At 60.6% G+C, this 21,570-nt stretch carries 25 protein-coding genes; 11 read left to right on the forward strand and 14 right to left on the reverse strand.

Annotated elements, in window-relative coordinates; all coding sequences use genetic code 11:
• Nucleotides 1-24: 24 nt before the first annotated feature.
• The 4 genes from GJ700_RS22770 to GJ700_RS22785 form a co-directional block, all read right to left on the reverse strand.
• On the reverse strand, nt 25-630 hold the full coding sequence (locus tag GJ700_RS22770; protein ID WP_229507184.1) for a chemotaxis protein CheW: 606 nt from the start codon (nt 628-630) through the stop codon (nt 25-27).
• Nucleotides 631-633: 3 nt separating this feature from the next.
• Nucleotides 634-1,002, reverse strand: a complete 369-nt coding sequence (locus tag GJ700_RS22775) for a response regulator (RefSeq protein WP_154378212.1) — start codon at nt 1,000-1,002, stop codon at nt 634-636.
• 16 nt (nt 1,003-1,018) lie between these two features.
• Nucleotides 1,019-1,426: a response regulator gene (locus GJ700_RS22780; RefSeq protein ID WP_154378214.1), complete on the reverse strand. Its 408-nt coding sequence runs from the start codon at nt 1,424-1,426 to the stop codon at nt 1,019-1,021.
• A gap of 94 nt (nt 1,427-1,520) precedes the next feature.
• Nucleotides 1,521-1,673 (reverse strand): rubredoxin, encoded by a 153-nt coding sequence (locus GJ700_RS22785; RefSeq protein WP_154378443.1) that lies wholly within the window; start codon nt 1,671-1,673, stop codon nt 1,521-1,523.
• A gap of 95 nt (nt 1,674-1,768) precedes the next feature.
• Here GJ700_RS22785 and thiD point away from each other — a divergent pair, with 95 nt between their 5' ends.
• The 4 genes from thiD (at nt 1,769) to GJ700_RS22805 (ending at nt 5,798) form a co-directional block, all read left to right on the forward strand.
• Nucleotides 1,769-2,752, forward strand: coding sequence for a bifunctional hydroxymethylpyrimidine kinase/phosphomethylpyrimidine kinase (thiD, locus tag GJ700_RS22790; RefSeq protein WP_371868079.1), 984 nt, complete (start codon nt 1,769-1,771; stop codon nt 2,750-2,752).
• A gap of 20 nt (nt 2,753-2,772) precedes the next feature.
• Nucleotides 2,773-4,059 carry a glutamate-1-semialdehyde 2,1-aminomutase gene (gene hemL / locus GJ700_RS22795; RefSeq protein ID WP_154378218.1) on the forward strand — a complete coding sequence of 429 codons (1,287 nt, stop codon included), beginning with the start codon at nt 2,773-2,775 and terminating at the stop codon, nt 4,057-4,059.
• 214 nt (nt 4,060-4,273) lie between these two features.
• Nucleotides 4,274-5,266 (forward strand): hypothetical protein, encoded by a 993-nt coding sequence (locus GJ700_RS22800; protein ID WP_154378220.1) that lies wholly within the window; start codon nt 4,274-4,276, stop codon nt 5,264-5,266.
• Between the two features lie 28 nt (nt 5,267-5,294).
• Nucleotides 5,295-5,798 (forward strand): hypothetical protein, encoded by a 504-nt coding sequence (locus GJ700_RS22805; RefSeq protein WP_229507185.1) that lies wholly within the window; start codon nt 5,295-5,297, stop codon nt 5,796-5,798.
• 47 nt (nt 5,799-5,845) lie between these two features.
• On the opposite strand, the gene GJ700_RS22810 is transcribed toward GJ700_RS22805, so the two are convergent.
• The 10 genes from GJ700_RS22810 to mpl all read right to left on the reverse strand — a co-directional run bounded on the left by GJ700_RS22810 (nt 5,846) and on the right by mpl (nt 15,271).
• Nucleotides 5,846-6,658, reverse strand: a complete 813-nt coding sequence (locus GJ700_RS22810) for a hypothetical protein (RefSeq protein ID WP_154378221.1) — start codon at nt 6,656-6,658, stop codon at nt 5,846-5,848.
• 21 nt (nt 6,659-6,679) lie between these two features.
• Nucleotides 6,680-7,645, reverse strand: a complete 966-nt coding sequence (corA, locus tag GJ700_RS22815) for a magnesium/cobalt transporter CorA (RefSeq protein WP_154378223.1) — start codon at nt 7,643-7,645, stop codon at nt 6,680-6,682.
• A gap of 116 nt (nt 7,646-7,761) precedes the next feature.
• Nucleotides 7,762-8,157, reverse strand: a complete 396-nt coding sequence (locus GJ700_RS22820; protein WP_154378225.1) for a DUF4124 domain-containing protein — start codon at nt 8,155-8,157, stop codon at nt 7,762-7,764.
• A 27-nt stretch (nt 8,158-8,184) separates the two neighbouring features.
• A complete protein-coding gene (gene mtgA / locus GJ700_RS22825) occupies nt 8,185-8,904 on the reverse strand; it encodes a monofunctional biosynthetic peptidoglycan transglycosylase (protein WP_154378227.1) in 720 nt (239 codons plus the stop codon).
• Nucleotides 8,905-8,906: 2 nt separating this feature from the next.
• Nucleotides 8,907-9,725, reverse strand: coding sequence for a shikimate dehydrogenase (gene aroE / locus GJ700_RS22830; RefSeq protein ID WP_154378228.1), 819 nt, complete (start codon nt 9,723-9,725; stop codon nt 8,907-8,909).
• Nucleotides 9,725-10,606 (reverse strand): TonB family protein, encoded by an 882-nt coding sequence (locus tag GJ700_RS22835; protein WP_154378230.1) that lies wholly within the window; start codon nt 10,604-10,606, stop codon nt 9,725-9,727. Before GJ700_RS22835 ends, aroE begins: the two co-directional genes overlap by 1 nt.
• A 62-nt stretch (nt 10,607-10,668) precedes the next feature.
• Nucleotides 10,669-12,717: a ribonuclease catalytic domain-containing protein gene (locus GJ700_RS22840; RefSeq protein WP_154378232.1), complete on the reverse strand. Its 2,049-nt coding sequence runs from the start codon at nt 12,715-12,717 to the stop codon at nt 10,669-10,671.
• Nucleotides 12,718-12,723: 6 nt separating this feature from the next.
• Nucleotides 12,724-13,320, reverse strand: a complete 597-nt coding sequence (locus tag GJ700_RS22845; RefSeq protein WP_371868080.1) for a chorismate--pyruvate lyase family protein — start codon at nt 13,318-13,320, stop codon at nt 12,724-12,726.
• Nucleotides 13,317-13,895: a YqiA/YcfP family alpha/beta fold hydrolase gene (locus tag GJ700_RS22850; RefSeq protein WP_154378234.1), complete on the reverse strand. Its 579-nt coding sequence runs from the start codon at nt 13,893-13,895 to the stop codon at nt 13,317-13,319. Before GJ700_RS22850 ends, GJ700_RS22845 begins: the two co-directional genes overlap by 4 nt.
• Nucleotides 13,892-15,271: a UDP-N-acetylmuramate:L-alanyl-gamma-D-glutamyl-meso-diaminopimelate ligase gene (gene mpl / locus GJ700_RS22855; RefSeq protein WP_154378235.1), complete on the reverse strand. Its 1,380-nt coding sequence runs from the start codon at nt 15,269-15,271 to the stop codon at nt 13,892-13,894. The genes GJ700_RS22850 and mpl overlap by 4 nt, the downstream gene beginning before the upstream one ends.
• 87 nt (nt 15,272-15,358) lie before the next feature.
• Between mpl and GJ700_RS22860 the strand changes: the two genes are divergently transcribed.
• From GJ700_RS22860 to GJ700_RS22890, 7 genes are all read left to right on the forward strand, one after another.
• Nucleotides 15,359-15,985, forward strand: a complete 627-nt coding sequence (locus GJ700_RS22860; protein WP_154378237.1) for a hypothetical protein — start codon at nt 15,359-15,361, stop codon at nt 15,983-15,985.
• A 20-nt stretch (nt 15,986-16,005) separates the two neighbouring features.
• Complete coding sequence (locus tag GJ700_RS22865; protein WP_371868081.1) at nt 16,006-16,533, forward strand: TlpA family protein disulfide reductase; 528 nt, start codon at nt 16,006-16,008, stop codon at nt 16,531-16,533.
• A gap of 85 nt (nt 16,534-16,618) precedes the next feature.
• On the forward strand, nt 16,619-17,056 hold the full coding sequence (gene aroQ, locus GJ700_RS22870) for a type II 3-dehydroquinate dehydratase (RefSeq protein WP_154378240.1): 438 nt from the start codon (nt 16,619-16,621) through the stop codon (nt 17,054-17,056).
• A 103-nt stretch (nt 17,057-17,159) separates the two neighbouring features.
• Nucleotides 17,160-17,633 carry an acetyl-CoA carboxylase biotin carboxyl carrier protein gene (gene accB, locus GJ700_RS22875; RefSeq protein ID WP_154378242.1) on the forward strand — a complete coding sequence of 158 codons (474 nt, stop codon included), beginning with the start codon at nt 17,160-17,162 and terminating at the stop codon, nt 17,631-17,633.
• A 109-nt stretch (nt 17,634-17,742) separates the two neighbouring features.
• Nucleotides 17,743-19,101, forward strand: a complete 1,359-nt coding sequence (gene accC, locus GJ700_RS22880) for an acetyl-CoA carboxylase biotin carboxylase subunit (protein ID WP_154378244.1) — start codon at nt 17,743-17,745, stop codon at nt 19,099-19,101.
• Nucleotides 19,102-20,037 (forward strand): 50S ribosomal protein L11 methyltransferase, encoded by a 936-nt coding sequence (gene prmA, locus GJ700_RS22885; protein WP_154378245.1) that lies wholly within the window; start codon nt 19,102-19,104, stop codon nt 20,035-20,037. It abuts the gene before it with no gap.
• A 6-nt stretch (nt 20,038-20,043) separates the two neighbouring features.
• Nucleotides 20,044-21,570, forward strand: coding sequence for a DUF3426 domain-containing protein (locus GJ700_RS22890; protein ID WP_154378248.1), 1,527 nt, complete (start codon nt 20,044-20,046; stop codon nt 21,568-21,570).

Raw genomic sequence — 21,570 nt, forward strand, 5'->3', positions numbered from 1 at the left:
TGGGCGAAACCGGCGATGGCCAAGCTAGCGGCCAATCTGCAGGAAACGTTCTTCGTGCACCAGCAGCGCCAGGTCCAGCCGGGTCCAGCGCTGCCCGTCCGGGTCCGTGTATTGCTGTGCGCACCATGGCGACAAGGCTGGATCGATCGCATCCGTCCGCATGGTTTCCACGTTGCGCAAGCCCAGCACGCGCGACGCCAGCAACGCGCCTTGCAAACCCAGGGCCGGCGCAAAGGTAACGATACGGCAATCGCCGGTCGGCGCCACCGGCGCTTCACCGCAATAGCGCGCCAGGTCGACCACACCCGTCAGGTTGCCGCGGATATTGGCCAGGCCCAGGTACCAGTCGTGCGTCAGCGGCACCGGCGTCAGCGCTTGCAGCGGGACGATTTCCGACACTTGCGTCAAATCGAGCAGGCAGCGCACGTCGCCCAGTTGCACGCCCAACTGGCGGCCGGCGGCCACCGTGCCGCTCTGGGCAGCATGCATACGTTCCAGCAATTGCGCCTGGTAGCGGCGCAGCCGGCTGCGTCGGTCCGCGCCCTGGGGAGCGGCGGGCATGGTGGTGGACGGGACAGCAGCCATCTCGCTGTCCGCTACGGAGTGGTGATCGCCGTGCGCGCTGCTCATCGGTCAGCCGCCGAGCGCGGCTATCTTGGCCAGCAATTCGGCGGCATCGACCGGCTTGACCAGGTAATCCTTGGCGCCCTGCCGTATACCCCAGATGCGGTCGGTTTCCTGGTTCTTGCTGGAACAGATAATCACCGGCACGTCCTGCAGATCGGGATCGCGGGCGATGGAACGGGTGACCTGGAAGCCGTTCGCGCCGGGCATCACGACATCCATCAGGATCAGTTCCGGCTTTTCAGCCTTGATGCGCTCGAGCGCCTGTTCACCGTTTTCGGCGGTGGTGACGGTAAATCCGTTTTTGACCAGGATATCGGTCAGGTAGTAACGCTCGGTCGGGGAGTCGTCAACTATGAGGATGCGTTGTATGGCCATGTTCCCCTCGCTGTATTCAGTCAGCCGCTTGCGCCGGGCCGGCGGTATGTTCACGCACGGCGGCCAGCAGGCTGTCCTTGGTAAATGGTTTGGTCAGGTAGGCGGCCGAGCCGACCATGGCGCCCCGCGCGCGGTCAAACAAGCCGTCCTTGGAAGACAGCATCAGCACCGGGGTGGTGTGGAATCTGGCGCTCTTTTTAATCAGCGCGCAAGTCTGATAACCGTCCAGGCGTGGCATCAGGATGTCGCAAAAGATCAGGTCCGGGTGATGGTCATTGATCTTGGCCAGCGCATCAAAGCCATCTTCCGCCAACACCACCTGGTAGCCGGCCTGGCCCAGGAATATCTCGGCCGACCGACGTATGGTGCTACTGTCGTCGATCACCATGATCTTCAAACCTGTCGCTTGCGGCGTCATTGTCATATTCGCTCACCGGTATACGTATCGACACGATAGCATAGGGCGCTACGATTTGGCACGACCGTGTTGCTGTGGAGGCAATTGCCGCGCGATGGCGTCAGATCGCCACCATTTCAAAGTCGTCCTTGCGGGCGCCGCACTCCGGGCAACTCCAGTTGATCGGCACATCGGCCCAGCGCGTTCCCGGTGCGATGCCTTCTTCCGGCAAACCGGCTTCTTCATCGTAGATCCAGCCGCAAATCAGGCACATCCAGGTTTGGAATGCCTGCGTCGATTCATTGCTACTCACGTTACCCCACCTTCTATCAAGTAAAATGCCGAATCAGGTATCTTAATCTACCCGCCGTGCAAAACCAAACTTCTCCCCTTATCCTGACATTCGGCGCCTCCGACCCGGTTGGCGCCACCGGCGTAACGGCCGACCTGGCCGTGTTTTCCGCGCTGGGCTGCAACGGCCTGGCAGTGACCACCGCGTTGCTGATCGGCGACAGCGCCAGTGTGGAAGACATGCAGGAAGTCGACCCGGACTGGGTGGCGGACCAGGCCCGCGTCCTGCTGGAAGACGCCGCCGTGGCGGCCTTCAAGATCGGCGCGCTGCACGACTTGGAACACGCGTCGGCCATCGCGGAAATCGTGTCCGACTATCCCGATGCGGCGCTGGTGCTCGATCCTTTCGGTTCACGCCTGCCCGATATCGGCGACGATGCGGATGAAATGCTGACCATTGTGCGCCAGTTGCTGGTGCCGCAAGCGTCCGTGCTGGTGCTGTCGCGCGATGAACTGGCGCGCCTGGCGGAAACCTGGAGCGAGGGTGACGACAATGCGGAGAGCGATGAAGATGGGGAGGACGCCGGCGACGCGGACGATGAGGCTGACGACGAGGTGGCGGACGAAGTGGAAGACAAGCGCCGCCCTGCGGCCCCTCCCCGCCCCGTGGCCCGCATACCGGTGCCGCCCGGCTGCGAACTGCCGGATGAAGCGGAAGAAGCCGACCCGGTGGCGGCGGGCGCCCGCCACCTGATACGCCTCGGTTGCGAATTCGTGCTGGTGACCGGCACCATCGGCGAAGGCGACGGCGGACGCGCCAATACTTTATATAGTGCGGAAGGCTTAGTACGCCACGATGGCTGGCGCCATTTGCCCGGGCCGTTCATCGGCGCGGGCGGCACACTGTCGGCGGCGATTGCCGCTTTCCTGGCCCAGGGCGCCGACACGCCGCAAGCAGTGGGGCTGGCGCAAGAGTACACCCACGGCGCGCTGGCGCATGCGCAGCGCTATGGCATGGGCAAACTGGTGCCGAACCGTACTTACCGCATGCAAGCCATATAATTTTTTACACGAGACATACTATGACTGAATCCAGGAACGATACGCTGTTTGCCCGCGCACAGAAAACCACGCCGGGCGGCGTCAATTCACCTGTGCGCGCCTTCCGTTCGGTAGGCGGCACGCCGCGCTTTATTACGCGCGCCGAAGGTCCTTATTTCTGGGATGCCGATGGCAAGCGCTATATTGATTATATTGGCTCGTGGGGCCCGGCCATTGTCGGCCACGCCCATCCGGATGTGGTGAAAGCCGTGCAGGAAGCCGCGACGCGCGGATTATCGTTTGGCGCGCCAACGGAAGCGGAAATCGATATGGCGGAAGAAATCTGCCGTCTGGTGCCATCGATTGAACAAGTGCGCCTGGTTTCTTCCGGTACCGAAGCCACGATGAGCGCATTGCGCCTGGCGCGCGGCGCGACGGGCCGCGATAAAATCGTGAAATTCGAAGGCTGCTATCACGGCCATGCTGATTCCTTATTGGTGAAGGCAGGCAGCGGTTTATTGACTTTCGGAAATCCGACATCGGCTGGGGTTCCGGAAGATTTCGTCAAACATACGCTGGTTCTCGATTACAACAATATTGCGCAAATCGAGGAAGCCTTTGCGAATATGGGCAGTGAAATTGCCTGCGTGATCGTGGAACCTGTTGCCGGCAATATGAATTTAATTAAAGCCACGCCGGAATTCCTGCAAGCGCTGCGCCGTTTGTGCACGGAACATGGTGCGGTATTGATTTTCGATGAAGTGATGTGCGGTTTCCGTGTCGGCCTGAAAGGCGCGCAGGAATTGTATGGCATTCAGGCGGATTTGACGGCGCTGGGCAAAGTGATTGGCGGCGGTTTGCCCGTGGCGGCATTTGGCGGCCGCGCCGATTTAATGGCGAAAATGGCGCCGCTGGGCGCCGTTTATCAGGCCGGCACCTTGTCTGGTAATCCAGTGGCGGTTGCCGCCGGCATGACGACATTAAAACTGATCCAGGAACCTGATTTCTATGACAAGCTGGCGGCATCCGCCAAACGCTTGGCAACCGGTTTAACGGCGGCAGCAAAAGAAGCTGGCGTGACTTTCTGCGCGGATTCCGAAGGCGGCATGTTCGGCCTGTATTTCAGCGAAACGCCACCGAATAATTATGCTGAAATGATGGCGGGCGACCGCGCGAAATTCAATACCTTCTTCCACGCCATGCTGGAGGAAGGCGTGTATTTCGCACCAGCGGCATTTGAAGCCGGCTTTGTATCGATCCAGCATGATGACGCCGTCATCGACGCAACCATCGCGGCGGCCCGCAAAGTATTCGCCACGCTGGGCTGATTCATTTCAGGTCGTTTTAAAAGCCGGGTTTTTGCCCGGCTTTTTTATTAGCTGCCCACCGGCCCTCCCGATTCCCATCAGCAAAAAATTACTCAAAAACGGCAGTTTTCACCCTTTTTATGCCAGATATTGGCGCGATCAAGCCAATTACCGGCATTTTTACGTGCGGCCAGCGTCCATGTTATGATTTTGGAAATCAACGATGGAGGTAACAATGCAACGGTATTGGAATCGCGAGACGGGATTTATTGGCAGCGTAGTGCTGATGGCGGCGATCTATGCCATGGCATTTCGCCGGATCGCCTTGCCGGACTGGATGCTGTTGATTGATTTTTCCATTTCACTACCGTTGCTGCATTACCTGCTATTCCGTCCCGCGCTAAAAAAATGGCTGATCCGTTGGGCGCAACTAACTGGACTCGGAATTTTATTGGGTAGTGTCATTATTCCAGAATCGTCGCGCCAGATCTGGCCGTGGCTGGAAATGTTGAAAAGCGCTGCCATGGCAGTCCTGATTCCTGTCGAACTGGCTGTCATGGGTGGGATTGCATACGCGGTCTGGAAATTAATGCGACTTGACGGCAATATTGACCGCGCATTGCAAGCGGCAGTGGAAAAACGTTTAGGAGAATCCGTTTCCGCCAGGCTGGCGTTATGGGAAGCGCGTATCTGGCTGTATGCCCTATTCAAACCCCGGCATACCCGCTATACGGGAGACCAGCATTTTACTTACGCAAAAAACAATGGCAACGCATCGAATCAGCTGGGCTTTATCTTTGCCATTCTGTTTGAAATGCCATTGGCGCATATGCTGTTGCATTTTACGTGGTCACCCAAAGCGGCATGGATTGCCAGTGTCTTATCGGTGTGGACGATGGGATACCTGGTAGCGGAATACCGCGCCACATTGGCCCGTCCGGTTTCCATCGATTGCGACAACCTGTATATACGCTGCGGTGTGCTGTCGGCGGATGCCATGATTCCGTGGCATCAAATTCAATCAATCGAAGCCATCCGGAAAACCGTGCGGCGGCAACCGGGTGTGCGCCGCTACAAACAGATGGGAGAGTTGAATATCGCCATCCATTTGCAACCCGGCGTCCTGCTGCCTGATTTAATTGGCCGCATGCAACACACACGGCAAATCTGCCTGGGACTGGACGATGCGGAAGGTTTTATTAAAGCGGCAAGTGTGAATGTTGGATAGAATTCAACAGTATTGGACGGGATACACTATGCGTATGTTATTAATTGCAGAAAAACGCTCCAGCAGCGATAAATACGACTTTCTTCGTTTCGTCCGCAATAACGGCAGCACCAGCGCGGCGCAAATGCCGCGCCAGGGTATCTTGCCGCATGACTTAATTCATTTCGTGGTGGAATCCGCTCTGCCATTGCGCCACGGCTTTTTAAGCCAGGTGGCGCGGGGCGCCGATGCGGAATATGTGGTGCGGCAAGTGCACAGCTATGACCAGGCCACGGTCGATATCGAAGCCGCGCAAGTGGAAGCCATTGTCGAAGGCTTGCAAACCCAGTTATGGGCGGGCGACTTCGACAATGAAACGTTCATGGCGGCCGCCGAGGCGGCCTGTGCGGCGCGTGGCAAACCGGCCTACGACTTGTCCGGCATCGATGTGCGCACCAGCCTGTACGAACGGGCGCTGGCCCTGTTCCGCCAGTGGCAGGAAACGCCGTTCCACAAGTCGCTGTCGCTGGACTTCCATCCCCGTCCAGTTTGATGACCCGGGCGGAGTTCTTGGCATAAGCCTTGGTTCCATGTACTTAACTATTTCCTGAAATCCCGCTTTGCAATAATTTTCGGCGAGCCTAGAACATAGTACAAGATGCCTTCGACATTGAAGGGAATGCCTTTACGTGGGATATAAATATCATCGGCAGTTTTCAAGGATGGGGTCTGCATGCGTGCCCCCGCATCGTTCACTGTCGGATGTGCGATGCGCCCGATCAGCATGATCCGGATATCCTTGGTGCTGACCTCGCGAGCCTGCTCAATAGGATAGGGAATCACGTCTATCACACCACTATCAAAACGAACATATCGTCTTGCAAAGGCAGAGTCGAACGCTGTAGTAATGCCAAAGGCAGTGCCTCGCTCATAGAGTCCCGGCCGCCCCAGTGGATCTTTGACATATTTCGATTGATAGTCTGCAATGATAAAGTTGCAAAAAACAGGTTCCCGGTACTTTTCCAGGCACCATGGTTGACCAGGCTTTTGGACCACAGTGTATTTTTGCTCATCGGCGCTATAAAGGACTTCCACGTTGGCGAACTGGAAGTTGATTCTGATAGCGATGGCCCCTTTGGATGGCGCTATCAGCGTACCGTCCAGAAAAGCTTGCTTTTTAGCAATGTTTTCCGCTACCGTTTCAAACTCGCCTTTCTTGATCGCCTCAATTTCAGTCAAGCGAGTGACGAGATACTGCGCTGGCGGCGCAACCATCTTGGCCGGCAGTTCTTGCCAGTCCATGAAATTATCAAAGTAGCTGCCCTCGGCCGCAGCGACCTCAGTCGCCGCAGTAGTAGCTGAGGCGATCGTGCAAAGCAACACCGCTAGCGTCACCTGAAATGTTCGGCGCATATACAGAAACCCTCGGAAAACTTATTTCAGCCAGCCCCGGTGGCGGAAGTACAGGAATGGTGCAATCGCGCTGGTCACCATCAGGCCCAGAGACCAGGGATAACCAGCAGCCCAGTGCAATTCCGGGATATTGTCGAAGTTCATGCCGTAGACGCTGGCGATCAGCGTTGGCGGCAGGAAGGCGACACTGGCCACGGAGAAGATCTTGATGATCTTATTCTGGTTAATGTTGATGAAGCCGACGGTGGCGTCCATCAGGAAGTTGATCTTATCGAACAGGAACGACGTGTGGCCGTCCAGCGATTCAATGTCGCGCAAAATCTGCCGCGCTTCCTCGAATTGCTCGGAATTGAGCAGGCGGCCCCGCATCAGGAAACTGACGGCGCGGCGGGTATCCATCATGTTGCGGCGAATACGGCCGTTCAAGTCTTCTTCGTGCGCGATCGCGCTCAGCGCGTCGGCCGCGTCCTTGTCGGTGAATTCCTTTTGCAGCACGCGGAACGACACTTCTTCCAGGTTCTTGTAGATGCCTTCCAGCGCATCGGCCGAGTATTCCGCGTCCGTGGCGTACAGGTCCAGCAGCACGTCCATGTAGTCGGCAATCGAACCGGGACGCGAACGGGCGCGCATGCGCACCAGGCGGAACACCGGTAAATCGTCGGTATGAACGGAGAACAGCATCTTTTTGGCGAGGATGAACGCCACCGTCACCACGCGCGACGGTCCATCGTCTTCTTCCAGCAAGAAGTCGGTGCGCAAATGCAAATCGCCGTTTTCCGCTTCGTAATAGCGGGCCGATGCTTCAATGTCCTTGACTTCGTCTTCGCCCGGCAAAATCACGCCGTAAATGGCCTTGACCCAGTTACGCTCGTCGTCGTTGGGATCGGTCAGATCCACCCATACCGGCTCGACTTTTTCCAGATCTTCGCGCGTCTCGATGGGAACCTGGTTGAGACGGCCATTTTGTAAGACGAAGACATTGATCATAGGCACTCTCAGCAGCCAGCGGTGGGGAAAATAAAACAGCGCAAGTGTACTCGGAAAGCCCTTTTCCCGGCCACCCTTGTGTGCTTATTTTTAACGGTTTAACCGCCGTTGTACGCCTATTGGGTGGCTTTTTCGATCATCTTGTCGCGCATGGCTTGCGGACCGGAGGCCGCCGGATCCGGCTTCGGCGCCTTGGGGGCTTCGATGCCGCGGGTTTCCTGTACCACCACCTTTTTCGTGGTGGGATTACTGGCCGCGCATTCCGTGTCCGAAAACACGGTTTTGCCGTCGATGACGCAACGGCGCAGTGCGGCCGCGGCCGGCTGCACGGCTTGCGTTCCCTTTTGCACCACGGCGTCCGCCCCGGTTTTCTTCAGCAATTTGTCCGCGCCTTCCGCGAACAGGTTGCGTTCCTTCTTCATCGAAAACAAGGCCGCCATCACGATGGCGGTCAGGCCCGCCATGATCAAAGCCACGGCAACCAGGCTGATGCCACGCTGGCGTTTCAACATACGATGGCTCCCGAAGGTGAGATTCCTTTATGGTAACTCAGCCGACCCCATCCGTTTCAGAATTGTTGCCGTTCGCCGCCCCAAATAACTGCTGTCCCGATGGCTGTCGTAATAGCGTGGATTCGGCAGCATCACGGCCAGCTTGGCTGCCTGCGCGGCGCCCAAGTTGGCGGCGCTGACGCCATAGTAATGTCGCGCGGCGGCTTCCGCGCCGAAGATACCTTTGCCGAATTCGACCACGTTCAAGTAAATCTCGAAAATGCGCTCCTTGTCCATCAGCGCTTCCAGCATGTACGTGATGATCAATTCCTGGCCTTTGCGCAGATAGCTGCGCGATCCCGACAGGAACAGGTTTTTTGCCAGCTGTTGCGTGATGGTGGATCCGCCGGACACGACTTTCTTCTTTTTCGTGTTCTTTTCGTAGGCTTTTTGCAGCGCGTCCCAGTCCACGCCTTCATGTTCGGAAAAGTTCGCATCTTCCGACGCAATGATGGCCCGCTTCAAATTGCCGGAGATGCGGTTATACGGCACCCATTGCTGGCGGATATTCGCGTTCGGGTTCTTTTCCTTCAGCGCCGCCTGTTGTTCGCGCATGAACGACGTCATGGTCGGGTTGTGGTCCACCCACCACCAGATCTGCAACAGGAAATACAGTTGCACACCCAGGAACAGCAGGGTCGGGATGATGAACAGCCACTTCAGCCAGCGCTTCCAGCCATTCTTTGCCGTGCTACCGCCCTTGCCCATGGTTACAGCTTCGCCCGCAGTTGAGCCAGCACATCCGCCGTCTGCGGACGCACGCCACGCCACGCGGCAAATGCCTCGGCCGCCTGTTCCACCAGCATGCCGAGGCCATCCCGCACGATCGCGCCGTGTTGTTGCGCGAACTGCATGAATACCGTCGGCTCTTTACCGTACATCATGTCCAGCGCCAGCGTCCCGGGACCGAATACGGTGGCCGGCACGGGCGGCAAGTCCGACGACAGGCTGGCCGACGTGGCGTTGATGACGATGTCGTACGTACCTTCAACCTCCGCAAAACCGCAGGCCGACAATGCCGCGCCCGAGGACAGCGCGGCAAACTGCGCCACCAGCGCCTGCGCCGTGGCCACCGTGCGGTTGGCGATCGTCAGCGCCGCTGGATGGTATTCCAGCAGCGGCAGCACAACGCCGCGCGCCGCGCCGCCGGCGCCCAGCAACAGGACGCGCTTGCCCGTCACCGGCACGCCCGCATTGACGACGATGTCGTTGACGAGGCCGGCGCCATCCGTGTTGTCGCCGACAATGCCCTGTTCCGTGAACAGCAAGGTATTGACGGCGCCGGCCGCCTGCGCGCGCATGGTCAGCGCACCGGCCAGTTTATGGGCTTCCAGTTTGAACGGCACCGTGACATTGGCGCCCTTGCCGCCTTCCGCGATAAACGCGTGTACCGCATCGGCAAACCCGTCCAGCGGGGCCAACCGCTTGTCGTAGGTCAGTTGCTGGCCGGTCTGGGCGGCATAAGCGGCGTGGATTTCCGGCGACTTGCTGTGGGCAATGGGATTCCCGAATACACAATACTTGTCCATCACTGCGCCGCACCACTCAAGTTTGTTTCCATTTTGTCATCCCTCGTGAATTTGAAGCGGGTGATGATCACCCACAGGTCGTCCCGTTCGCTCGACAGCATGTTCGGCGGGAATTTGCCGAACGGCGCCGCGCGGCGCACGATGGCCATGGCCGCCGCATCGAGCGCATCGTTGCCGGAACTTTTTTCGATACGGACGCCGCCGTCTTTTTCATAAATGCTGCCGTCCTGGAACACGGGGATGTACACCACCAGTTCGCCATACAGCTTGCGGCCATTTTTGGATGGGAAATTCAGCGTCCCCATTTCCTCGATGCGCTTTTGCATCGTCTTGTAATAGCTGGCATAGCCCACTTCGCGCGTGGACGGCGTGATGAAGGTTTTCTTGGGACGCTTGTTCTGGTCTTCGATGACTTGCGTGATTTCCGCCGCGCGCCGCGCAATGGCCTTGCTACTGTCGAGCAGGTCGGCGCCCGCCGGCAGCGGATCGGGACGGTCCCGCTCCGTGATGGGCGCGGCCGTGAACGGCGACTTGTGTACCTGCGTCAGCAGGTTTTTCTGCACTTCTTCCAGTTCCGCGATACGGCGCCGCGTGGCTTTCACGCTGTCGCCCATCTCGTTCTTGCGCATGTCCGGCAATGGCGACTTGGACCGTCCCGCATCCGCATTGCCGCCGCCCTCCAGGTTCGCCTGCGCCAGCGCATCGGCCTTCAGCGGCGCGTTGGCATGCTTGGCGTTGACGAGGATGACTTCCAGTCCCGGATCGGCCGGTTCCACCTTGAAGTTTTTCGGCGACACGAAATGCACCGCCAGCAACAAGCCGTGCACCACCAGCGAAATGCCGGTGGCCAGGTACAGCAAGCGGTTTTGTTGGAAAGACATCACGCGGGAACCGTCACGAACTGACTTGAAAGAATGTGGATTCTACGATAAAGCCCGCGCCGTCAGGACTGTGCCGGCGTTTCGCCCTGCTCGGCCACTTCTTCCTGCACAGCGGCAGGCGCGGCAGGATCGGCAGGTTCCACGGCCACCGTATCGTCGCCGGCGGCCTCTTCCTCTTCCTCGAACTCCAGTTCGCCTTCGGCAGCGGGCGCGGCCACCACTTCCAGCAAACGGGCTTCCAGTTCGAGGTCGATTTCGTCCCAGCGCAACACGTCGAGCTTGGCATGCGCGCCACGGGGCGCCTGCGGCATGCCCGGCAAGCGGATCACCAGTGGAATGTCCGTCAACCGCAGCACTTCATCCTTCAACACCACGGCTTCCACCTGCTTGGCGTTTTCCTGGCCCAGCCAGCGCAGGCACCAGTAGCGTTCCATCGTGCTCTGGAAATCGTTGTACGCGGAATAGGCCGCATCGAACGCCGACACGATCGCGAACAGGTTGGCATCCTTGTGCTTGAACGGCGCCACGAATGGCGCGGCCACGCCTTTTTCCGCCACGGCCAGGATTTGCCACTGGTTCACCAGGTCCGTATAGCGGCGCAGCGGCGACGTGCTCCAGGCATACTGATCCACGCCCAGGCCCTGGTGCGGCGCCGCCTGCGTCAGCATGCGCACCTGCATCTTGGCGGCCCAGCCGCCCACGCCCTGGCCCTGGCTGCGGTAAATGCCCGGCACGCCATGGTCGTGCATGTACTTGCCCCACGTGCTGTTGGCAAAGATCATCAGCTCGGCCACGATCTTGTCCAGCGGCGCGCCGCGCTTGCGGCGGGCAATCGTCACCACGTCGTTTTCCACGTAGAAGTTGAAGTCCACGCGGTTGTTCTGTTCCGGTTTCAGGCCGAACGCTTCGCGCTTTTTCATGCGGCCCGCTTCCAGGTTCAGCGCCCATTGCCACAGCAAGCCCAGTTCCGCCTTGCGCGGATATTCGCCAGCGCCGCTGGCCAGGGTTTCTTCATTGACCAGGTCGTCGAGGTCGTTATGGCGCAGGTTGTTCGCGATCGGCACCAGTTCGGCGCGGGTTGTCGTCGACAGCACGGACCAGTCCGCCGGATCCAGCGTGGCATACAGCGACAGCGCCGGGCAGGTCTTGCCTTCCGCCAAAGTGAACGCTTCCACCACCGCATCCGGCAGCATCGTGATCTTATCGCCCGGCATGTACACGGTCGACATGCGGGCGCGCGCGATCTTGTCGATCGCGTCGTCCGGGCGGATGCCCAGGCCCGGCGCGGCAATGTGGATACCTACGCGCACCTTGCCAACGTCCAGGTGCACGACGGAAAACGCATCGTCGATCTCGGTGGTGGTGACGTCGTCGATCGAGAATGCCTGCACGTCCGCCAGCGGCAGATTGGCCGGCGCGGACGGCACCGCCACGTCAGGGAAGCCGGCGCCTTTCGGGAAATTCTCGAACAGGAACTTGTTCATGTGCAGGTCTTTCGGCGAAGCCACACCGCCGACCGCCAGCATCAAGCGCTGCGGACTCTGGTGCAGTTCGCTGCACGCCGCATCGAGCGCCTTGAATTCAATCGTGTTCTTGTCCGGCTTGTACAGCAATTGCTGCACGATGTTTTGCATCGATGGCGGCAGTTTGCCTGCCTTCAGCTCGTCCACGTACTGCGCCTGGATCACGGCTTGCTGTTTCTTTTTCTCGATGCCGGCCAGTGCGGCGCGCAGCGATTGCTCCGGCGCTTTCTTGTAGCGGCCACGGCCCTTCTTGTAGAAATAAATCGGCGCGTTGTGCAGCGCCAGGATCAGTCCGGCCGCTTCGGCCGGCAACGGCGCGTGGCCGAAGTATTCGGCGCCCAGCTCGACAAAACCGAACTCCTCTTCGCCGGCCACTTCCCACAGGAATTCCAGGTCGACGTCGGCCGCAGTGGCTTTGGCCTGCTCCATCAACTCGGCCGGAGCCGGCTTTTCATATTGCAGCAGGATGTCCTTGGCCTTGACCTTGGTGCGCTTGCCGCTGGCCATCTCCACCTGGTATGCCTCACCAGCCTGGGACAGGACATTGCCGACTTTGAAGTCGCCGGATTCTTCGAAAAATACGTTCATTATGTTTTATGCAGCTTTCTTCAATTCGATTTTGACGCCGCCCGGCACCAGGTCCAGCACTTGCGGCAAAAACACTTCCGTCACCAGCAACACGCCATGGTGGCGGCGGTATAAACAGCGGCGCGCATACAGCATCTCGCCTTCGCCCAATACGATGCCCGCAGCCGCGCAAGCCCGCATAGCCAGCGGATGCGTGGCGCGCAAGCGCGCAAATTCCAGTACGCCCCGGTGCACTTGCGGGTCGCCAAACAAGGTCGAGCCCAAGGACTTTTCACCCAGCGCGCTGAACGCGGGCCAGTCGCTGGCCGTGGCCGTGGTGGGCACCACCGTGTGGCCAAATACGACGGGCACACCGTCACAGCGCAGCAAGACTTCCCTTTCCACCACGCGGCTGGAACGGTGCAGGCCGATCGCCTGCGCTTCATCGGCCAGGCACAACGCCGGGTCCTGATGCAGCTTTTGCACGCGGAATGCCGTGCTGTGCGCTTTCAGCTTGGCGGTCAGCGAACCGCCGCCCGTCAGCCAGTGCCGCAGCGCCACCGGCGCATTGACGGTATTGACGTGGGCGCGCCAGTGCGCCATCCGCAACGAGCGGCCCTTCACTGTGCACCATCCACGCGGCAAAAGCGCAGCACGTCGTCCACATAGTCGGCAAACTCACTGATCGCATGGTCGCTGCCGGCAATCACGTGCTGCCGCGCGCCCGCATAGTGCGCCACCATGTCGCGGTAATCCAGCACTTCATCGCCGGTGGCGGCCACCAGGAAGTAGCGTTCCGGCCGCGTAATGCGCGGCACTTCCAGCGCACGCAACTCTTCTATATAAGCGTGCTTGAATTCAAACGGTTCGTCCGAGTGATATTGCGTGGTCACGCCCACGTAGGGCGCCAGGTCCAGCCGTGGCACGATGGCGGGATTGAGCAGCACGGCGCGGCAGCCCAGGCGCTCGGCCAGCCACGTCGCGTAATAGCCGCCCAGCGACGAACCGATCACCGCCAGTTGCTCCGCGGGCACGCCGTCGATCAGCGACAGCGCCAGTTCCATCGCCAGCGCGGGCGATGCCGGCAACTGCGGGCACAGGTAGTCATCGGCGCGGCCGAGGGCTGCCATGCGTTCCCCCACCAGCCGCGCCTTCATCGACGACGGCGACGAGCGGAAGCCATGCAAATACAGGATCATTGCGCCAGCGCCTCCAGCAGCTTGCCGTGCACGCCGCCAAAGCCGCCATTGCTCATGACGACAATATGGTCGCCAGGCCGCGCCTGCTTGACGATGGCCTGGACCATCGCATCGAGATCTTCATAGGCGCTGGCCACATCGCCCATCGTCGCCAGCGCCTGGCCCAGGCTCCAGCCCAGCGCTTTTTCACTGCCGAACCCGAACACGAGGTCGGCCTCCGCCAGGCTGCCCGGCAACGCATCCTTCATGGCGCCCAGCTTCATGGTATTGGACCGGGGTTCCAGCACGGCCAGGATGCGCTCGGCCTTGCCCTGGGCGCGCAACTTCTGGCGCAAGCCACCCACGGTGGTCGCGATGGCCGTCGGGTGGTGCGCAAAATCGTCGTACACTGTCACGCCCTTGACCACGCCGCGCACTTCCATGCGCCGCTTGACGCTGACGAAACGCCCCAGCGATTCCGCCGCCTGCGCGATCGGCACGCCCACGTGGCGCGCGGCCGCGATGGCCGCCAGCGCGTTTGAACGGTTGTGCTTGCCGGTCAGTTCCCAGCGCACCGTGCCGCACTTGTCTCCCTTGAACAGCACATCGAAGCTGCCGTCGTCATATTCCGTCAGCGCCCAGTCGGCGCCCTCCGCCGCGCCAAACGCTTCGCGCTCGCTCCAGCAGCCACGCTGGATGACTCGCTGCAGCGCCGCTTCGTCGGCATTGACGATCACGCGGCCGATGCCTGGCACGGTGCGCACCAGGTGGTGGAATTGCGTTTCAATCGCGCCCAGGTCGGGAAAGATATCGGCGTGATCGTATTCGAGGTTATTCAGGATCGCGGTTTTCGCGTGGTAGTGCACGAACTTGCTGCGCTTGTCGAAGAACGCCGTGTCATATTCGTCCGCTTCGATGACGAAGAATTCCGAGTCCGCGCCTTGGCCCGTCAGGCGCGCGGAAATGCCGAAATTCATTGGCACGCCGCCGATCAGGAAGCCCGGCGCATAGCCGGCATCGTCCAGGATCCACGCCAGCATGGCCGACGTGGTGGTCTTGCCGTGCGTGCCCGCCACGGCCAGCACCCACTTGTTGCGCAGGATGTGCTCGCCCATCCATTGCGGGCCGGACACATACGGCAAGCTGCGGTTCATGATTTCTTCAATCAATGGATTGCCGCGCGATACCACGTTGCCAATTACATACAAATCAGGATTCAACGCCACCTGTTCCGGCCCGAACCCCTGGATCAGCTCGATGCCCTGCGCTTCCAGCTGGGTGCTCATCGGCGGATAGACATTGGCATCGCAGCCCGTGACGCGGTGGCCCGCTTCTTTGGCCAGCACGGCCAGCCCGCCCATAAAGGTGCCGCAAATACCTAATATATGAATATGCATGTTGAGGGTGCGCAGAACGAAAAGCAAAACAAGTATGCGATTTTACCCGACCCATGGGTCCTATCGGTTCAGAGTATGATCACGGTCATGATGCCTACTCCATTAGATGAAGTCCAACAGCTGCGCGCGGAAATCGCGGTGACGGCTGCCCGCCTGGTGGCGCAGGACGGCGCCGACTACGGTACGGCCCGGCGCAAGGCGGCACGGCAGGTGCTGGGCGACAGCGACGGCCCGTCCGATGTATTGCCAGACAATCAACAAATTAAAGAGGAAGTGCGGCAGTACCACGCGCTGTTCAATGCCGACACCCACGCCGCCCTACTGTTCCGCCTGCGCAGCGCGGCGCTGCAAGTGATGGAAATGCTGGAGCGTTTCAACCCTTTCCTGTGCGGTTCCGTGCTCAACGGCAGCGCCGGGCCGCATGACGACATCCATTTGCAATTGTTTGCCGACAGCGCCAAGGAAGTGGAAATTTTTCTCTTGAACCGGAACCTGAACATCGATATTTCCGAAGCGCCCCACTTCAAAGGACCCCGTTTCGGCACCGTCGAACGGGTCAGTTTCTTGTGGAATAAAGAAGGCGTGCACGCCGAACTGTACGAAATCGACGATTTGCGGGGCGCCGCCAGGACCCGTGGCGATGGCCGTTTGATGCGTACCGACATCGCCGGCGTACGCGCCTTATTAATACCAAATACTCATCCAACCATATAATGTTAAAAAAGAATCAAATAGTGATCGGCGCGGTAGCGCTCGCTTTTGCCGCCGCCGGCGTGTGGTTTGGCGCCCAGAAATCCCCGTCGCCAGCACTGCCTGCCGCCGCCCATAACACTGCTGCGGGCACGCCCGTCGATGAATTGTTCCAGCAACAATTAAAAGATGCGCAAGGCGTTCAGCAAGCGCTGGCGCAATGGAAAGGCAAGGCGCTGATCGTGAACTTCTGGGCCCCGTGGTGTGGCCCCTGCGTCGAGGAAATGCCTGAATTATCAGCGTTGCAAGGCGAAATCCGTAGCAAGAACGTGCAAGTGATTGGTATCGGTATCGACAGCCCGTCCAACATTGCCGCGTTCGCGGAAAAAACCAGGATCGACTACCCCGTTTACGTTGCCGGACTGAGCGGTACGGAACTGTCCCGCAAGTTCGGCAATACCCAGGGTGGCCTGCCCTATACGGTACTCCTGGGCGCCGACGGCAAGGTTGTGAAGACTTACCTCGGCCGGTTGAAGTTCGGCGAGTTGCGTGCAGATCTTGCAAGGATGTGAGAACTTAGGCAAGATGTTTTTACTTGCCAAGGGTCGCTGTTGACGGCAAAATGCGGAACTTTTGTGGAAAACGGTGTTCAAGCGCATGGCAAAAAACATCCTGCTGATGAATGGCCCCAACCTGAATTTGCTGGGCACGCGCGAACCGGGCGTGTATGGTGCAAGCACCCTGGCGGACGTGGAACAGGCCGCTCAGGCGCAAGCCGCAGCAGCGGGAGCCCAGCTTTCTTGCTTTCAAAGCAATCATGAAGGTGCGTTGATCGACCGCATCCATGCTGCCCGTACGGAGGGCGTGGATATGATCGTCATCAACCCGGGCGGCCTGACCCATACCAGCGTGGCATTGCGCGATGCGCTGGCCGGCGTGGCGATACCATTTGTTGAAATCCACATCTCGAATATTTATCAGCGCGAAGAATTTCGCCACCATTCTTTTCTCAGTGCGATCGCGCAAGGAACGATTTGCGGCCTAGGAGTGGACGGATATCGTCTGGCCATCGACTTTGCACTTAAAAAACGTTAACCTACGCTAATCTACGCGATCCGCTCGCAATTTATTCGCGGTGCACCCATAAGGCGGCGCTGCCCACCCCATAATCAAATCAGAACATTCCAGGGAGTCTCAGATGGATCTACGCAAGCTCAAGACATTGATCGACTTGGTCGCTGAATCGGATATCGCAGAACTCGAAGTGACCGAAGGCGAGAGCAAGGTACGCATCGTCAAGTCCTCCGCCATGCCGCAAAACCAGGTCGTCATGATGCCGTCGCAAGGCATGGCGCCACAATTCGCTGCCCCGGCCGCGGCGCCAGCCGCCGCGACGGCAGCGGCAGCACCGGCTGTCGCCGCCGCTGCCGAGCCTACCGGCCACGTGGTGAAATCGCCTATGGTCGGCACGTTCTACCGTTCGTCGTCGCCAGGCGCGCCGGCCTTCGTCGAAGTGGGCCAGGCCGTCAAGGAAGGCGACACCCTGTGCATCATCGAAGCAATGAAGCTGCTCAATGAAATCGATGCCGACAAGACCGGCACCATCACGCAAATCCTGGTTGAAAACGGCCAGCCGGTCGAATACGGCCAACCCCTGTTTGTGATCGGCTAACACGGCCGGACCGGCCGCGCGCAGCCCTGCCTGTGCCGCGGCCCGTCCAGACCGTTGCGCACGTCCCCTACATCTGGAGCTGCCGCTCCCCACAAACACAGAACCTGCCATGTTTGAAAAAATCCTCATTGCCAATCGCGGTGAAATCGCGCTCCGTATTCAGCGCGCGTGCCGTGAAATGGGCATCAAGACGGTGGTGGTCCACTCCGAAGCGGACAAAGACGCCAAATACGTGAAGCTGGCCGATGAATCGGTCTGCATCGGCCCGGCGCCATCCCCGCAGAGCTACCTGAATATGCCGGCCATCATCAGCGCGGCCGAAGTGACGGACGCGGAAGCCATCCACCCGGGCTACGGCTTCCTGGCTGAAAACGCGAACTTCGCGGAACGCGTGGAAAAATCCGGTTTCGTCTTCATCGGTCCCCGCGCCGAATCGATCCGCATCATGGGCGACAAAGTGTCGGCCAAACAAGCGATGATCAAGGCCGGCGTCCCATGCGTGCCCGGTTCGGAAGGCGCGTTGCCGGAAGATCCCAAAGCGATCGTGCAAATTGCCCGCAAGATCGGCTATCCGGTCATCATCAAGGCGGCTGGCGGCGGCGGTGGCCGCGGCATGCGCGTGGTGCACACGGAAGCGGCGCTGATCAACGCGGTGCAGATGACCAAGGCGGAAGCCGGCGCGGCGTTTGGCAACCCGGAAGTCTACATGGAGAAATACCTGGAGAATCCGCGCCACATCGAAATCCAGATCCTGGCCGACGAGCACAAAAACGCCGTATGGCTGGGCGAGCGCGACTGCTCGATGCAGCGCCGCCACCAGAAAGTCATTGAAGAAGCGCCGGCGCCAGGCATCCCGCGCAAGCTGATCGAGAAAATCGGCGACCGCTGCGCGGAAGCTTGCCGCAAGATCGGCTACCGTGGCGCGGGCACGTTTGAATTCCTGTACGAAAACGGCGAGTTCTATTTCATTGAAATGAATACCCGCGTGCAGGTGGAACACCCGGTCACGGAAATGATCACCGGCATCGATATCGTGCAGGAACAGATCCGCATCGCCGCCGGCGAGAAGCTGCGTTTCCGCCAGCGCGACGTGATGCTGGCCGGCCACGCCGTCGAGTGCCGTATCAATGCGGAAGACCCGTTCAAGTTCACGCCGTCGCCAGGCCGCATCACCAGCTGGCATACGCCGGGCGGCCCCGGCATCCGTGTGGACTCGCACTCGTATGCGGGCTACTATGTACCGCCGCACTACGATTCGATGATCGGCAAGGTGATTGCCTATGGCGCCACGCGCGAGCAGGCAATCCGCCGCATGCAGATCGCGCTGTCGGAAATGGTGGTCGAAGGTATCCAGACCAACATCCCGCTGCACCGCGAACTGATGGTCGATGCGCGCTTCATCGAAGGCGGCACCAACATCCACTATCTGGAACAAAAACTGGCAGCAATGCCGAAGGCTGGGAATTAAATGAACTACGTGGAAATCGTCATCGAGGTCGCGCGCGACCACGCCGAGGCGCTGTCCGACGCGCTGATGGAAGCGGGCGCCCTGTCCGTCTCGGTGGAAGATGCCGATGAAGGGACGGCGGACGAAAAGCCGCTGTTCGGCGAACCGGGCATGGAACCGGAAGAAGCCGCGTGGGATCACTCGCGCGTGGTGGCGCTGACGGCGGAAGACGCCGACCAGGCCGCCATCGTTGCCGATGCCGCCGAAGGCATCGGCCTGGCCGACGTGCCGAAGTACACGCTGCGCGGCGTGGAGGAGCAGGACTGGGTGCGCCTGACGCAATCGCAGTTCGACCCTATCCACATCGGCAAGAACATCTGGGTGGTGCCGAGCTGGCACGAAGCCCCCGATCAAAACGCACTGATCCTGGAACTGGATCCGGGCCTGGCGTTTGGCACCGGCAGCCATCCGACCACGCGCCTGTGCATGGAATGGCTGGAAGCCCACCCTGCACCGGGCAAGGCCGTGCTGGATTACGGTTGCGGTTCCGGCATCCTGGCCATGGTGGCGAAGAAGCTGGGCGCCGGCGTGGTCACTGGCGTCGACATCGATCCGCAAGCGATTGATTCGGCGCGCGACAACGCGGAACGCAACCAGGTTGCCGACATCGAATACTTCCTGCCGGATGCCTTCGCACAGTCGGCGCACGCCAACGCGCGTTTCGATATCGTGGTGGCCAACATCCTGTCCAGCCCATTGAAACTGATGGCGCCGATGCTGTCGGGCCGCGTGGCGGATGGCGGCGCACTGATCCTGTCCGGCGTGCTGGCGCGCCAGGCGGAAGAAGTGGCGGCCGCCTATGCACCATTCATCAAGCTGGGCGTATGGGCCGAGCATGATGGCTGGGTTGCGCTGCACGGCGTGCTGGGCAGCGATACCGTACCGCCCGCACGTTAACCCCCGATGGCGCTCGCCACCAAATGCCCCCATTGCAATACGACGTTCAGGGTCGCGCACGACCAGTTGAAGTTGCGCGGGGGCATAGTCCGCTGCGGCGCCTGTAACGAAGTCTTTGACGGCAATGCCGCGCTGGTCGATCCGGCGCCGCGCACGCCCGTCATCATCGATCTCCCCGACCCGGTTCACGATACGGCGCCCGCTGCCGTCGCCGCGCCTGCACCGTCTGACGCCGCGCCGGATACCGGTACCGCCGATGCATTGCCGCACGCCGAAGATGAAGTCGTGGCGGAAGCGGCGCCGATTGCCGAAGCTGCGCCGGAACCGGTGCACGAGCTGTTGCCAGAACCTGCGCCGGATGCGGAACCTGAACCGGCGCCGGAACTGGCCCAGGAACCCGATTTCGACCTGGACTTGAATGGCGACGAAACGCCCGCACCGGCGGCGCCGATGCCGGAACCGGCCCCGGCCGACACTGCCGAAGCGACCGCCACCCTCCCCGCGCTCGGCAAAGAACACGACGACGCGTTCGACCTCGATTTCAATATCGACGTCGACCACCCCGCCCCCGACGAGGCGCTCCCGGTGGACGATGACGTCCCGGCGCAGCCGGATGCATCGGCCGACGTGCTGGCTGAGCCGGCGTTCGACGAGCACCGTTTTGACGGCCGCCTCGAACCCACGCTGGAGATTCCGGACGAACACCTGGCCGCGGTCGCCCTGCACGACAGTTTCGAGCTGGACGCGTATCCGCATGCCCACGACGGCGAACTGCACAGCACTGATGAGCGTGGCCACACGCTCGATGGCGGCGTCTGGCGTAATCGGGACGACGCGCACCACCTGGGCGACGAGCCGCCGGCAACGGCCGCGCCGGACGCCCACCCGGTGCACAGCCTGGCCGGCGATGACGGCGATGACGACGATATCGTCACGCTGTCGTCCGCGGCCGCCGCCACGCTGGCGCCGGAGCCTGCCGCACCCGCCACGCCGGTTTCGGCGCGCGAGCCGGAAGAGCCTGGATTCGTCAAGCGCTCCCGCCGCAAGGAACAGTGGGGCAAGGCGTCGCGTATCGCCATGGCGTGCGCGCTGCCATTGCTGCTGGCCGGCCTGGCCTACCAGGCCGTGGCCACGTTCCGCAATCCGCTGGCCGCTGCCGTGCCGGCCCTGAAACCTGCGCTGGTCGCCGGTTGCGCGCTGATCGGATGCAAAGTGGAGCTGCCTTCGCAGCTCGATGCGCTGTCGATCGACCAGGGCGAGTTGCAAACCATGGCGGACAATATCTTCAGCTTCGCGACGTCGCTGCGCAACCAGTCCGCCACGGCGCAAAGCTGGCCGCACATCGAGCTGATCCTCAACGACAGCGCCGACAAGCCGGTGCTGCGCCGCGTCTTCGCGCCGCGCGACTATTTGCCGCCTGGCGCCGATGCCGCATCCGGGTTCCTGCCCCGCTCCGAGCAGCCGGTCAAACTGTATTTCGAACTGTCCCGCGTGAAAGCGTCGGGCTACCACATCGCAGTCTTTTACCCCTAA

The sequence above is a fragment of the Pseudoduganella rivuli genome (genome assembly GCF_009674485.1).
Classification (GTDB): Bacteria; Pseudomonadota; Gammaproteobacteria; order Burkholderiales; family Burkholderiaceae_D; genus Rugamonas; species Rugamonas rivuli_B.

What these genes read in the sequence shown, in the direction of transcription:
- accB (WP_154378242.1), top strand. Translation starts at nt 17,160, where the DNA reads ATGGATCTACGCAAGCTCAAGACATTGATCGACTTGGTCGCTGAATCG.
- prmA (WP_154378245.1), top strand. Translation starts at nt 19,102, where the DNA reads ATGAACTACGTGGAAATCGTCATCGAGGTCGCGCGCGACCACGCCGAG.
- GJ700_RS22810 (WP_154378221.1), bottom strand. Translation starts at nt 6,658, where the DNA reads ATGCGCCGAACATTTCAGGTGACGCTAGCGGTGTTGCTTTGCACGATC.
- GJ700_RS22785 (WP_154378443.1), bottom strand. Translation starts at nt 1,673, where the DNA reads ATGTGCCTGATTTGCGGCTGGATCTACGATGAAGAAGCCGGTTTGCCG.
- GJ700_RS22770 (WP_229507184.1), bottom strand. Translation starts at nt 630, where the DNA reads ATGAGCAGCGCGCACGGCGATCACCACTCCGTAGCGGACAGCGAGATG.
- GJ700_RS22835 (WP_154378230.1), bottom strand. Translation starts at nt 10,606, where the DNA reads ATGTCTTTCCAACAAAACCGCTTGCTGTACCTGGCCACCGGCATTTCG.
- GJ700_RS22860 (WP_154378237.1), top strand. Translation starts at nt 15,359, where the DNA reads ATGATGCCTACTCCATTAGATGAAGTCCAACAGCTGCGCGCGGAAATC.
- GJ700_RS22820 (WP_154378225.1), bottom strand. Translation starts at nt 8,157, where the DNA reads ATGTTGAAACGCCAGCGTGGCATCAGCCTGGTTGCCGTGGCTTTGATC.
- GJ700_RS22890 (WP_154378248.1), top strand. Translation starts at nt 20,044, where the DNA reads ATGGCGCTCGCCACCAAATGCCCCCATTGCAATACGACGTTCAGGGTC.
- GJ700_RS22840 (WP_154378232.1), bottom strand. Translation starts at nt 12,717, where the DNA reads ATGAACGTATTTTTCGAAGAATCCGGCGACTTCAAAGTCGGCAATGTC.
- mpl (WP_154378235.1), bottom strand. Translation starts at nt 15,271, where the DNA reads ATGCATATTCATATATTAGGTATTTGCGGCACCTTTATGGGCGGGCTG.
- accC (WP_154378244.1), top strand. Translation starts at nt 17,743, where the DNA reads ATGTTTGAAAAAATCCTCATTGCCAATCGCGGTGAAATCGCGCTCCGT.
- GJ700_RS22805 (WP_229507185.1), top strand. Translation starts at nt 5,295, where the DNA reads ATGCGTATGTTATTAATTGCAGAAAAACGCTCCAGCAGCGATAAATAC.
- aroE (WP_154378228.1), bottom strand. Translation starts at nt 9,725, where the DNA reads ATGGACAAGTATTGTGTATTCGGGAATCCCATTGCCCACAGCAAGTCG.
- GJ700_RS22800 (WP_154378220.1), top strand. Translation starts at nt 4,274, where the DNA reads ATGCAACGGTATTGGAATCGCGAGACGGGATTTATTGGCAGCGTAGTG.
- hemL (WP_154378218.1), top strand. Translation starts at nt 2,773, where the DNA reads ATGACTGAATCCAGGAACGATACGCTGTTTGCCCGCGCACAGAAAACC.
- GJ700_RS22850 (WP_154378234.1), bottom strand. Translation starts at nt 13,895, where the DNA reads ATGATCCTGTATTTGCATGGCTTCCGCTCGTCGCCGTCGTCGATGAAG.
- aroQ (WP_154378240.1), top strand. Translation starts at nt 16,619, where the DNA reads ATGGCAAAAAACATCCTGCTGATGAATGGCCCCAACCTGAATTTGCTG.
- GJ700_RS22775 (WP_154378212.1), bottom strand. Translation starts at nt 1,002, where the DNA reads ATGGCCATACAACGCATCCTCATAGTTGACGACTCCCCGACCGAGCGT.
- corA (WP_154378223.1), bottom strand. Translation starts at nt 7,645, where the DNA reads ATGATCAATGTCTTCGTCTTACAAAATGGCCGTCTCAACCAGGTTCCC.
- mtgA (WP_154378227.1), bottom strand. Translation starts at nt 8,904, where the DNA reads ATGGGCAAGGGCGGTAGCACGGCAAAGAATGGCTGGAAGCGCTGGCTG.
- GJ700_RS22780 (WP_154378214.1), bottom strand. Translation starts at nt 1,426, where the DNA reads ATGACAATGACGCCGCAAGCGACAGGTTTGAAGATCATGGTGATCGAC.